Raw genomic sequence first — 11763 nt, 5'->3', positions numbered from 1 at the left:
GTGCGAACACCTGCCACATTGATGGTGTCGTCCGACCTGCCGTGGAGGGTGAGTTGTCCGTCCTTGTCCCTCTTTATGTAGTCTCCGTGGTACCAGACATCAGGATTAGTCTCCCATGAAAAATAAGTGTCAATGTAGCGCTGCCAGTCGCCAAGAAATCCCCTGGTCAGTGATGGCGCCGGCTTTAGGAGGACAAGGTGCCCCTTGCCCACACTGATCAGCTTGCCGTCATCGTCGGCGATCCCGATGGCCATGCCCAACCCGGGCATCCCAACAGAACAGGGTTTAAGCGGGGTAAGGGGGGAGGGAGAGACCAGGCAGCCACACATCTCTGTTCCACCGCTGATATTTATGATGGGCGCGCGACCCTGCCCGATATTTTCAAAGACCCACATGTAACTTTCAGGGTCAAAAGGCTCCCCTGTGGAGCCGAGGAATTTCAGAGAAGACAGGTCATATTTTCTTATCCATTCCTCTCCTTTTGTTTTCAAGCTTCGACCGTAAGTGGGAGAAAGGCCCAGGTGCGTGAGCCTGTGGCGTGTGACCATGTCAAGGACCCGCTCGTGATTCGGATACAGGGGATTCCCGTCATATATTAGGTAGCAACCTCCAAAATGCTGGACCCCTATGACTTCCCACGGTCCCATCATCCAACCGATGTTCGTGATCCAAAAAAATCTGGCGTCAGGTTTCACGTCAAAGTGAAAACCCAGCTCCTTGACAACCTGCGCCAAGACGCCCCCAACGCGATGGAGCGTTCCTTTTGGCTTGCCCGTGGTGCCGGACGAATAAAGAATCATGGCAAGGTCTTCGGCATCGAGGACAGCAGTTTCAAATTCTGAGGATTGCTTTGGCGCCAGATCGTGCCACCATATGTCGCGGCCTTTCACCCAGGGGACTTTGTCGTCTTTCTGCCGGCTGACCACCACGACATGACGGAGACTCGGTACACCTTTGGCGGCTTTGTCACACGTCGCCTTAAGGGGAACGGGTTTTTTCTTGTAGAAACCCACATCTGCGGTCAGGAGAACCCTTGCCTTGGCGTCTGCCAGCCTCACACCCAAGGGTTTTGCCCCAAAACCTGAAAATATCGGAATGATGGGCGCCCCCAATTTCATGCAGGCCCAGAAAGCCACGATAAGTTCGGGGATCATGGGCATATACAGACCAACCGCCACGCCTTTCTTCACACCCAGGGACTTCAGGGCATTGGCACACTGGTTGGCGGCCACATGAACATCCAGGTAGGTCCATTTTCCCACCGTGCCGTCTTCGGCCTCCCAGATAAAAGCCAGGCGATTTTTTGAGCAAGGGTCCACGGCATGGCGGTCCAGACAATTATAGGCAATGCTGAGCTTGCCTCCCACAAACCAGCGCGCTCTCTCAAAGGACCTGGAACCGTCAAGATCCAGGACCGTGTCGTATCTCCTGTGCCAGTGGACGCCCAAATAGTCCATGACGGCGGGCCAGAACCATTTAATGTCCTTTACGGATTTCTGATACAGTTCTTTGTACGTCCTGATTCCCCATTGCTCCATGAAGTCCTTCACATTGGACCCTTCAATATATTGCTTAGTAGGTTTCCAAATGATTTCTGACTCTTTCATAGCTTCCTTTCAGTCCGGATCATTTTGAATTTTCTTACCAGATGTCCCCTGAAAAGGCAAACGGGACGGCCGGCTTTTCTTTTGACAAAGCAAGTGACGGAATACTATAACCTAACCCGGATAGACCAGAATTGAGGAATTGCGAATTGGGGAATTTGGGAATTGAATGGTGCCGCGTACTTTTAATTCCTCAATCGCGGAATTCCTCAATCCCTCAATTATTTGTCAGTATCGAAAAACGGTGTATCGCGAATATTTTCTGGCAGAAAAAACACGAATCTCGTTAATAACGGACTAATGCCCAAAACGAACTGTGAGGGATAGGATGGAATATTTTCTGTGTGTGCTTGGGATGGTCATGATAGTGGAGGGGCTTCCTTATTTCGCCGCCCCTGCAAGGATGAAAGTGTGGATTAGAAAAATGGCTGAGTTGCCGGATTCAACTGTCAGGATCACGGGATTCCTCCTGATGATGGCCGGACTTGGTTTGATCTATTTTGGACGGTCGTGAACAGATGTATCTCCTGAGTGACTACGATTACACTCTTCCTCAAGAGCTGATTGCCCAGGCGCCCGCGTCCCGCCGGGATCAATCCCGTCTCATGCTCCTGGAAAGGATGGGCCATAAAATATCTCACCATTCTTTTAGAGATCTGTTGGGGCTGCTTCGTCCAGGAGACCTTCTGGTCGTAAATAACACCCGTGTTGTTAAGGGTAGACTCAAGGGCGCCAAGGAGACCGGGGGAAAGGTTGAGGTCCTGCTTCTCGACTATGCAGGAGATATACAACAAGAACAGATAATCGTTCAGGGAGCAAAGAAGGGTCAGACGTCAGGATCACAGGGTTCAGGTGACTTTATTGGTGAGTGTTTGGTCAAGGCATCCAAGCCTCCCCGTCCGGGATCAGAGATCTGCTTTGCCGGAGGGCTCAGGGCAACTGTCCTGGAAGGCGCGAGAGGCGTGTTCAGAATGGCTTTTCGTTTCCAGGGAGACTTTGGCGCCCTCCTGGAAAGAATAGGCGAGATCCCTCTTCCCCCATATATCAAGAGGAACGGGCAAGGAGTCCCACCGTGTGACGATTATCAGGCTTACCAAACCGTTTACGCCAAAAAAGAAGGGGCTGTGGCAGCGCCCACTGCCGGGCTCCACTTCTCGCCCGATCTCCTTGAGGGGCTCACCGATCTGGGCGTTGAGGTCATTGCCATCACGCTTCATGTGGGCTACGGGACATTTCTGCCAGTGCGGGTTTCGGATATCAGGCAACACAAAATCCATTCTGAGACATACGAACTTACAGACAGAACTGCCCTGGCCATCAACCAAGCCAAGGCTGATGGCCGGCGTATCATTGCGGTGGGCACTACATCCGTGCGGGTGCTCGAATATGCATCTGACAGGGCATGCCGTGTGGCGCCCGGATCGGGCAAGTGTGACCTTTTTGTCTATCCCGGCTTTCGGTTCAAGATAATCGACGCCTTAATTACCAATTTCCATCTTCCCGAAAGCACATTGTTGATGCTGGTTTCAGCCTTTGCAGGCCGGGAGTTTATCCTGGATGCCTATCAGGAAGCAATCGACACGAAATACCGTTTCTACAGCTACGGAGATGCGATGTTGATATGTTAGGCCAAACCGACAACTATGACTTTTTCATTCGAGATCATACATAGATCATCAGAAAACAGCGCCAGGCTGGGCAGGATTGATACCGCCCATGGGCCCGTCGACACCCCGGCTTTTATGCCTGTGGGCACTCAGGCCACGGTCAAATCCCTCACGCCTGAGGAGCTTTGCGATCTAGGGGTCCAAATCGTCCTGGCCAATACATATCACCTTTACCTTCGTCCCGGACACGATGTCATATCCAACCTCGGCGGGCTTCACCGGTTCATGCACTGGGACGGCCCTATCCTGACGGACAGTGGTGGCTACCAGGTCTTTAGTCTGGCAAAGCTCAGGGAGATTTCTGAGCGTGGAGTCACTTTCCAGTCCCACCTGGACGGCTCAAGACACCTTTTGACACCGGAAAAGGCTATTGAGATCCAGGAGGCCTTGAACTCTGACATCATGATGTGTCTTGATGAGTGCACACCGTATCCAGCCACTGCCGCGGATGCCAGTAAGTCTTTGACTTTGAGTATCGACTGGGCAAGGCGCTGCAAAGAAAGCCGCAATAAGAACAGTGGATCTCTTTTCGGGATTGTTCAAGGAGGCATGTTTCAAGACCTTCGATCCCAGGGTGTCAAGGCCCTCACTGACATGGGCTTTGACGGATATGCCTTGGGCGGTTTGAGTGTTGGGGAGCCAAAGGACGCAATGCTTGATGTTTGCGCCTTCACCCTTCCGCTCCTTCCGGACTTGCTTCCCCGATATGTCATGGGCGTAGGAGCGCCGGAAGATCTGGTAGAACTTGTTTCACTCGGCACGGACATGTTTGATTGTGTGATTCCCACTCGCAATGCAAGAAACGGCCAGCTTTTTGTCCGCACCGGGACTTTGAACATTTGCAATGCCCGGTATCGGGACGACGAAAGAGCGGTGGAAGCCGACTGTTCTTGCTATACGTGCAGGAATTACTCACGGGCCTATTTGCGCCACCTTTTCATGGCAAAAGAGATTCTTGCCCAGCGTTTAAATAGTATCCATAATATCCATTACTTCATGACCCTTATGAGCAAGATGCGAGAGGCCATCCGCGAGGGAAGCTTTGCTCTTTTCAAGAGGGAGTTTTACGCGCAGAGGAGCGGGTGAGGTGGGTTAGCGTAATACCGGTTGCAAAAAACAGCGACTGCGTTTATGGTAACGACAATCTGAAAATCCAAAGGAGGATATGCAACGATGCAGGAAGAGGTTCAAGCGGTTATCGACAAGATACGGCCCATGCTACAGGCTGACGGCGGGGATGTGGAACTGGTAAGCGTTGATAACGGGGTGGTAAAGGTTCGTCTTCAGGGGGCGTGCAAGGGCTGTCCCATGTCTCAGATGACTTTGAAAAACGGAATCGAGAAATTCCTCAAAAAAGAAGTTCCGGAAGTAGACCGCGTAGAGGGGGTCGACTAAAAGGACCACTTCACTATGGACGCTCCCCAGGTTAGGCCAGCTCCAAATGTCACCAGAAGGACATGGTCACCCTGTTTTAGCAAGCCTTCTCGGTTGGCCTCGTCCAGGGCAATCGGTATTGTGGCGGAAGAGGTATTGCCATACTTCTCAATATTCGTATAGACCCGTTCCATGGGGATCGTCAGCCTTTCAGCCATAGCCCGGATAATTCTGAGGTTGGCTTGATGTGGGACCAATAATTTGATGTCATTACAGGAGAGCCCATTGTGTTCCAGAGCCGCGGCGGCAATGTCAGCCAGGCAGGTTACCGCTTTTTTGAAAAGCCGATTTCCTTCCATTCTTAAAGAAAACGGCTTTCCTTCGATCGTATCCAGGATTTCGGGAATCTTGGACCTCTCGTCATAGGAGTAAAGGAGGTTCCAGAAATTCCCGTCCGACTGTAGGTGGGTTGAAAGAATCCCATCGTCGTTTGTACTGGGCGTGAGAACCACGGCGCCGGCCCCGTCGCCTAACAAGACGCAGGTGCTTCGATCTTCCCAATTTGTGATGGACGAAAGACGTTCGGCTCCAATGGCCAGGGCGTTCTTGCAGGTTCCGGTGGCAATGGCATTATTCGCGATAGAGAGGCCGTAAAGGAAACCCGAACATCCGGCAGACACGTCAAAGGCCACGGCTTTGCTGGCGTTGAGCGCCTTTTGCACAAAACACGCGGCAGATGGGAATTGACGGTCTGGTGTCACCGTGCCTACAACAATCATATCAAGGTCTCCAGGCAAAATGCCGCCCATTTCCAGGGCCTTTAGTGACGCCACAGTAGCCAATTCCGATGTGTTTTCGCCTCGTCCGTTTGTGGAAATGCGTCGCTCCTTGATTCCTGTACGCCGTATTATCCAGTCGTCGCTTGTGTCCACAATTGCCTCCAGGTCCTTATTCGTAAGGATCCTCTTTGGAGTAGTGGAACCTGTGCCAACGATACGTGCTCTTATCATGATGAATGCTACCTCTTGTTTTTCTGAGATTGATGAAGCTTTGACGGTTTTTTTACCACGAAAGAGATGACGTGTCATGTTTTTTTCGCCATAGAAAACAGCGAAAAGATCCTATAACAAGATTTTTGGGGAGAAATGGCCATGACCATCGCTGAAAAGATTCACACAATTCTGGAAAAGTCCTCGTGGATTCGAAAGATGTTTGAGGAAGGCGCTCAGCTCAAGGCAAAGTGTGGCGTCGAGAATGTCTTTGATTTCAGTTTGGGGAACCCAAACCTTGAACCACCTGCCCGCTTTAAAGAGGTTCTCATCGACGTGGCAAAGGCCTCAGAGCCTGGATACCATGCCTACATGCCAAATACAGGATATCCGTCTGTAAGAAAGGCGGTTGCAGAGTTCCTCTCCAAGGAACAGGGCGTTGCGATTACAGCAGATGACATCATTATGACCTGTGGGGCTGCCGGCGCCCTGAATGTGATCCTGAAGGCAATCCTGAATTCAGGTGATGAGGTCATTACGCCGGCCCCTTATTTTGTGGAGTACGATTTTTATGTAGATAATCACGGGGGAACGCTCAGGACTGTGCCAAGCAAATCGGATTTCACCCTTGACCTTGAGACAATCAAGGACGCCATCACGCCAAAAACCAAGGCCGTTCTTATCAATTCGCCGAATAACCCTTCGGGTCAAGTCTATTCTGAGGAAAGCCTCAGGCAACTTGGCGCGCTCTTGCAAGATGAGGGTCGCAGATCAAAACGGACGCTTTATCTTATCTCCGATGAACCTTACCGAAAGATCGCCTTTGACGGAGTGCGGGTGCCCTCGCTGTTTCCCCTTTATTGCGAGACTATGATTGTCACGTCTTATTCAAAAGATCTTTCAATCCCGGGGGAGCGGATAGGCTTTTTGGTGGTAAACCCTGAAGCAACTTACAGAAACGATCTTCTGGCCGGCATGACACTTGCCAATCGCATCTTGGGCTATGTAAACGCTCCGGCCTTGATGCAACGGGCCATTGGATCCTTACAGGGCGTCTCAGTTGATGCAGGGGTTTACCAGGCAAAGAGGGATCTCCTGTGCGATGGCCTCTCAACGTGTGGGTACGAATTCATCATGCCAAAAGGCGCATTCTACCTTTTTCCCAAAAGCCCCATTGCCGATGACGTAGCCTTTGTCAGGGCCTTGCAGGAGGAGTTGATCTTGACTGTGCCGGGCAGGGGGTTCGGGTCTCCCGGTTTTTTTCGCATTGCCTTTTGTGTGGATGACAACACCATCACGAAAGCCATGCCCGGCTTTAACCGGGTTCTCAAGCGATTTCAAGCTTGATGTCGTATTCTGGCGCTTTGAGAGGGAAAAATAGCTCAATGTGTTCTTGACAAGGTACGTTTTTTCAACTAAGAACAAGCGTTTACGGGAGGGTATCGCAAGTCCTCGACAATTTGCGGCAACTCCTCTGATACGAACAATTCGTTGTCATTCCAAGGAGTCCCGCCCAAGGCGGACCTGAAGACGCGAACTTCAGAAGTGACAGATTAGATTGGCCGATGAATTTATTCGGCAAAGGGAGACCAATACAGTTGTTTGTGCCAAGTGAGATCATGGAGGGTGACGTCCTCTTGGAATTGGAGGATGTTCACATGTATTTCGGAAGGGTCGGCGCCCTGGCAGGTATAAGCCTGGAAGTAAGAAAAAGGGAGATACATTCCATTATCGGACCGAACGGGGCCGGCAAGACGGTAATGATGAATTGCATAAATGGGCTTTACCGTCCACAGAAGGGAAATATCTATTTTAAGGGACAGAGCATTGATAAACTCAAGCCTTATGAGCGGGCCGAACTGGGCATTGCCAGGACCTTTCAGAAGGTTGAGGTCTTTGGCGGGATGACAGTCATCGATAACATTCGCCTCGGTCGCCATATCCATCTCAAATCCGGCATGCTCCGTGGGGCCTTGTACTTGGGCAAAACCGCGCGCGAAGAGATTATGCACCGGGAGTTTATCGAAGAGGAGATCATTGATCTTCTGGAGATCGAGCACATCAGGGACAAACCCGTCGGCATGCTCCCTTACGGTCTTCAAAAGCGGGTCGAGTTGGGACGCGCGCTTGCATTGCAGCCCGAGGTATTGATCCTGGATGAACCTTTGGCCGGCCTTAATCTTGAAGAAGTCGAGGACATGGCTCGCTTCATTTTAGACGTTAACGAAGAGGAGCGCTGGAAGGTTACCTGTGTCCTGGTGGAACATGACATGGGCGTGGTCATGGATATTTCCGATCATGTGTTTGTGCTCAACTTCGGAAACAAGATTATTGACGGCACCCCGGAGGAGGTGCAAAACCACCCCGAGGTGATCAAGGCGTACCTGGGTGAAGAGGATTTGTACGCCACGCGGAGGTAAAATAGGGCTTGTCGGCATGGAGGTTACGAAGGACTTAACAATTCCAAAACTGTTCTTGCAACGGGCAAAGGCCTATGGCAAGGGCAAGGTCGCCATGCGGGAGAAGGAGTTTGGCATATGGAGACCCATCACCTGGCATGACTACCTGGAAAATGTCAAATACCTCGCTTTGGGTCTTGTTAGTCTTGGCCTTAAGGATGGGGACAAGGTTGCCATGATCGGCGACAACCGTCCCGAAGGGTTATGGGCCGAGATGGCTACTTTGTGTGCCCGTGGAGTGGGCGTATGGTTGTTTCAGGATTGCCTTATTGACGAGGTCAAGTATATTGTCGGCCATTCCGACGCAAAATTCCTGTTTGGTGAAGGCCAGGAAGAGGTGGACAAGGCCCTTTCCATTCTCGATGAATGTCCCAATCTTGAAAAGATCATCTGGGATGATCCCAAAGGGATGCGTAACTACCATCAGAATTGCCTGATAAGTATAAAAGAGGTTGAACATTTGGGCAGAGAGCTTGAACAGAAGGAGCCGGGTCTATTTGAAGATATGATCCGTAAAGGCCACGGTAATGAAGTGGCCTTGCTCTTTTATACTTCAGGCACCACGGCTTTGCCAAAAGGGGCTTTGCTATCTCACTGGAACCTGCTGAGTATGGGCAACAGCCTCATGTCCGTAGACCCGTGCCATCAAACGGATGATTTTGTCTCATACCTTCCCTTTGCCTGGATCGGCGAGCAGATGATGTCGATTTCTTGCGGCCTCCAGATAGGCTTTACCATAAATTTTCCGGAAGAGCCCGACACTGCCCAGGAAAACATCCGTGAGATCGGCCCTCACGTCATGTTTGCTCCCCCGCGCCTCTACGAGCAGATGACTCGCACGGTTCAAGTCAAGCACCTGGATGCTTCATGGGCAAAGAGAAAGATTTTCGACCTAGCCGCTAAGATCGGCTATCATGTTGCCGACCTTCGATTCCAGAAAAGCAGGGTTCCGTGGTACTGGAGATGCCTCAAATGGCTGGCCCACATAAGCGTGCAGAAAAAGCTAAAGGACCACCTGGGACTGTCCCGTGTGCGCTATGCTTACTCTGGAGGGGCTGCCATGGGCCCGGATCACTTTCGTTTTTTTCACGCTCTGGGGGTGAACCTGAAACAGATTTACGGGCAGACGGAGATTGCCGGCATTTCCGTGGTCCATCGAGATGGAGACATCAAATTTGATACTGTCGGCATAGCCCTGCCTGAGACCGAGGTCAAGATTGCCGAGGACGGCGAAATCTTATCAAGGAGCCCGTCTGTGTTCCTGGGATATTACAAGAATCCCGAAGCCACGGAAGAAACCTTGAAGGAAGGGTGGCTTTATTCCGGTGACAGGGGCTTTATAGATGAAGAGGGTCACCTGGTGGTTTTCGACCGTTCCAAGGACGTTATGACACTCAGGGACGGCAGACCTTTTTCGCCTCAATATTTGGAGACCCGCCTAAAGTTCAGTCCCTATTTGAGGGATTCATGGGTCATCGGAGACAAGAGAGATTACGTGACTGCGGTTATCTGCATCGACTATGCTGTGGTGGGCAAGTGGGCAGATGAAAAAAAGCTTAGCTATACGAGTTATCCGGAACTTTCTCAGAAGCCAGAAGTCTATGATCTGGCAGAAAAACAAATCCGGCAGGCCAACAAAGACCTTCCCGAAGTGGCCAGGATAAGAAAATTCATCAATCTTTACAAGGAGTTTGACGCTGATGATGATGAGCTTACAAGGACCAGAAAACTGCGCCGGGCCTTTGTGGAAAAGAGGTATGAGGAAATCGTAAACGCCCTTTATTCTGAGACAGATGTTGTTCATATTGACACCACGATTACGTACGAAGATGGGCGGAAGTCGCGCATAAAGACGGATCTGCAAATTCGTAAGGTGAGCGCGTAAGCAGTAAGCAGTAGGGAGTAGGCGGTAGGGAGTAGGAATAGTTCAGTTAGCGGAAATCTCAAATAACAAATCTGAAATAACAAACAAATTCCAATGACCGAAATTCAAAATTCCAAACCAACATATGATCTTGAAGAAAGAACATTCCAATTCGCTAAAGCTGTTAGGCTTTTCGTTAAGGCGTTGCCGAAGACAATTGCAAATATTGAGGATGGCAAACAAGTGGTGAAAGCCTCCGGTTCAGTCGGCGCAAATTACAGGGAGGCCAACGAATCATTAAGCAAAAAAGACTTCTTAATGAGGATGAAAATAAGCCGTAAAGAAGCAAAAGAAAGCGCCTATTGGATCAGATTAATTCATGAGACGAACAGGTTAGAGAATGCTGATGATGCCCAAAGCTTGACACAAGAGGCAAATGAATTGAAAAAGATATTTTCATCAATACTGGGAAAATCAAAATAGTTCAGGTCATTGGTATTTGTAATTTGATGCTTGAGATTTGGGATTTATTTGTAATTTGATGCTTGGAATTTGGGATTTCAGAAATTCCGTGAACGGTTAGAGAAAGGGGAGCAGACTATGGAACTTTTCCTAATGACCTTAACCACCGGTATCATGGTGGGAGGCATCTATGCCCTCGTAGCCCTTGGATGGGTCCTGATATATAAGTGTTCAGGAGTGCTCAATCTGGCCATGGGCGAACTGACTCTCATCGGGGCCTATGTCTCCTTGAGCTTCTATTCCATGGGTGTTCCTTTTCTCCTTGCCCTTCTTTTTTCGCTGATCATTGGGTTCATCTTGGGGATCTTGACTGAAAGGATCTTTCTGGACAGACTCATCGGAGAACCGATCCTGACGGTCATTATGGTTACGGTGGGGCTTTCATTTTTTTTCAAAGGGGTTGTGGAGTTCATATGGGGGACCGATACCCGTGTGTTTACGCCCCCTGTTTTTTCATTGGAGCCGATCCACATTGGACCGCTGGTCATCGGCCAGGTCTATCTGTGGAGTTTTGTGGCTGCCATTGTTCTCCTGTGTATATTTGTAGGTTTCTTTCAATACACCCGCTGGGGCCTGGCCATGCAGGCCACGGCAGATGATGAAATGGCCGCCTTGTCCCTTGGGATTAGCGCCAGGTTTGTTTATGCTACGGCCTGGGCCATAGCCTTCATGGCAGCCGGGGTTGGGGGCACTCTTTTGGGAAACATCAACGGCCTGAATATTTCCGTGGGCTATCTGGGACTACTGGTTCTGCCGGCAGTAGTGCTTGGAGGGCTCAATTCCGTGCCTGGAGCCATTGTTGGCGGGATCATCATAGGAGTACTTCAGAATCTGTGCGGGGCTTACCTTGACAGGTTCTTCCCTGGTGGTGTGAAAGAGATAGCGCCCTTTGCTTTTATGGCTATTTTCTTGCTTTTTAAGCCTTACGGGCTCTGGGGCTGGGAGAGGATTGAAAGGGTGTAGGTAACCGTTCACGGTTACAAAAAAATGAACATCGAACATCGAACGTTCAACATCGAATGTTGAATAGGAAAACAAGAAACAGAAGAATTAATTAAGATTTTCATTACGAGTATCAAAACGGCCGTTTGACAGGCCGTTCGACAGGCTCACGGTCCCGAGCCAAGTCGAGGGACTCACGGCCCTGAGCGGGGTCGAAGGGCTGAAAAGAAATAGAAATAGCCGTCGCACGACCTTGAGGCTCTCGACAGGTTGAATGTGCCGACTTCGCCATAGTAGCTTTAGCTACGACGGCTGAATCGGTATTGGATATTCGTTTTTCAT

The 11763-nt window shown here is 50.3% G+C and carries 12 protein-coding genes; 9 read left to right on the top strand and 3 right to left on the bottom strand.

Annotated features, from left to right (window positions below):
- The coding region (locus tag JW883_13140) for an AMP-binding protein (protein MBN1843211.1) at window positions 1–1607 on the bottom strand (1607 nt) is incomplete at its 3' end.
- Window positions 1608–1932: 325 nt separating this feature from the next.
- On the opposite strand from JW883_13140, the gene JW883_13135 reads away from it, so the two are divergent.
- The 4 genes from JW883_13135 (at window position 1933) to JW883_13120 (ending at window position 4666) form a co-directional block, all read left to right on the top strand.
- Entirely contained in the window at window positions 1933–2118 is a 186-nt protein-coding gene (locus JW883_13135) for a DUF2065 domain-containing protein (protein ID MBN1843210.1), read from the top strand.
- Between the two features lie 4 nt (window positions 2119–2122).
- On the top strand, window positions 2123–3232 hold the full coding sequence (gene queA / locus JW883_13130; protein MBN1843209.1) for a tRNA preQ1(34) S-adenosylmethionine ribosyltransferase-isomerase QueA: 1110 nt from the start codon (window positions 2123–2125) through the stop codon (window positions 3230–3232).
- 15 nt (window positions 3233–3247) lie between these two features.
- A complete protein-coding gene (gene tgt / locus JW883_13125; protein MBN1843208.1) occupies window positions 3248–4357 on the top strand; it encodes a tRNA guanosine(34) transglycosylase Tgt in 1110 nt (369 codons plus the stop codon).
- An 87-nt stretch (window positions 4358–4444) separates the two neighbouring features.
- The gene (locus JW883_13120; protein MBN1843207.1) at window positions 4445–4666 is read left to right on the top strand and encodes a NifU family protein; all 222 of its coding nucleotides are present in this window, start codon (window positions 4445–4447) and stop codon (window positions 4664–4666) included.
- Here JW883_13120 and JW883_13115 read toward each other — a convergent pair.
- Entirely contained in the window at window positions 4663–5655 is a 993-nt protein-coding gene (locus JW883_13115) for a ketoacyl-ACP synthase III (protein MBN1843206.1), read from the bottom strand. The genes JW883_13120 and JW883_13115 overlap by 4 nt on opposite strands.
- Window positions 5656–5796: 141 nt before the next feature.
- Here JW883_13115 and JW883_13110 point away from each other — a divergent pair, with 141 nt between their 5' ends.
- The 5 genes from JW883_13110 (at window position 5797) to JW883_13090 (ending at window position 11442) form a co-directional block, all read left to right on the top strand.
- Window positions 5797–6981, top strand: a complete 1185-nt coding sequence (locus tag JW883_13110) for a pyridoxal phosphate-dependent aminotransferase (protein MBN1843205.1) — start codon at window positions 5797–5799, stop codon at window positions 6979–6981.
- 272 nt (window positions 6982–7253) lie between these two features.
- Window positions 7254–8054 carry an ABC transporter ATP-binding protein gene (locus JW883_13105; GenBank protein MBN1843204.1) on the top strand — a complete coding sequence of 267 codons (801 nt, stop codon included), beginning with the start codon at window positions 7254–7256 and terminating at the stop codon, window positions 8052–8054.
- Between the two features lie 16 nt (window positions 8055–8070).
- Entirely contained in the window at window positions 8071–9978 is a 1908-nt protein-coding gene (locus JW883_13100; GenBank protein ID MBN1843203.1) for an AMP-binding protein, read from the top strand.
- A 93-nt stretch (window positions 9979–10071) separates the two neighbouring features.
- Window positions 10072–10440, top strand: a complete 369-nt coding sequence (locus JW883_13095; protein MBN1843202.1) for a four helix bundle protein — start codon at window positions 10072–10074, stop codon at window positions 10438–10440.
- A 117-nt stretch (window positions 10441–10557) separates the two neighbouring features.
- Window positions 10558–11442, top strand: a complete 885-nt coding sequence (locus tag JW883_13090) for a branched-chain amino acid ABC transporter permease (GenBank protein MBN1843201.1) — start codon at window positions 10558–10560, stop codon at window positions 11440–11442.
- A 112-nt stretch (window positions 11443–11554) separates the two neighbouring features.
- Here the strand turns inward: JW883_13090 and JW883_13085 are convergent.
- A partial coding sequence (locus JW883_13085) for a hypothetical protein (protein MBN1843200.1) occupies window positions 11555–11763 on the bottom strand: 209 nt, incomplete at its 5' end.

It is taken from the genome of Deltaproteobacteria bacterium, from assembly GCA_016930875.1.
Classification (GTDB): domain Bacteria; phylum Desulfobacterota; class Desulfobacteria; order Desulfobacterales.
Note: the sequence above shows the minus strand (reverse complement) of the source record. Positions and strands in the feature narration are given on the sequence as shown.

What these genes read in the sequence shown, in the direction of transcription:
- JW883_13135 (MBN1843210.1), top strand. Translation starts at nt 1,933, where the DNA reads ATGGAATATTTTCTGTGTGTGCTTGGGATGGTCATGATAGTGGAGGGG.
- JW883_13110 (MBN1843205.1), top strand. Translation starts at nt 5,797, where the DNA reads ATGACCATCGCTGAAAAGATTCACACAATTCTGGAAAAGTCCTCGTGG.
- JW883_13105 (MBN1843204.1), top strand. Translation starts at nt 7,254, where the DNA reads ATGGAGGGTGACGTCCTCTTGGAATTGGAGGATGTTCACATGTATTTC.
- tgt (MBN1843208.1), top strand. Translation starts at nt 3,248, where the DNA reads ATGACTTTTTCATTCGAGATCATACATAGATCATCAGAAAACAGCGCC.
- queA (MBN1843209.1), top strand. Translation starts at nt 2,123, where the DNA reads ATGTATCTCCTGAGTGACTACGATTACACTCTTCCTCAAGAGCTGATT.
- JW883_13095 (MBN1843202.1), top strand. Translation starts at nt 10,072, where the DNA reads ATGACCGAAATTCAAAATTCCAAACCAACATATGATCTTGAAGAAAGA.
- JW883_13100 (MBN1843203.1), top strand. Translation starts at nt 8,071, where the DNA reads ATGGAGGTTACGAAGGACTTAACAATTCCAAAACTGTTCTTGCAACGG.
- JW883_13115 (MBN1843206.1), bottom strand. Translation starts at nt 5,655, where the DNA reads ATGATAAGAGCACGTATCGTTGGCACAGGTTCCACTACTCCAAAGAGG.
- JW883_13090 (MBN1843201.1), top strand. Translation starts at nt 10,558, where the DNA reads ATGGAACTTTTCCTAATGACCTTAACCACCGGTATCATGGTGGGAGGC.
- JW883_13120 (MBN1843207.1), top strand. Translation starts at nt 4,445, where the DNA reads ATGCAGGAAGAGGTTCAAGCGGTTATCGACAAGATACGGCCCATGCTA.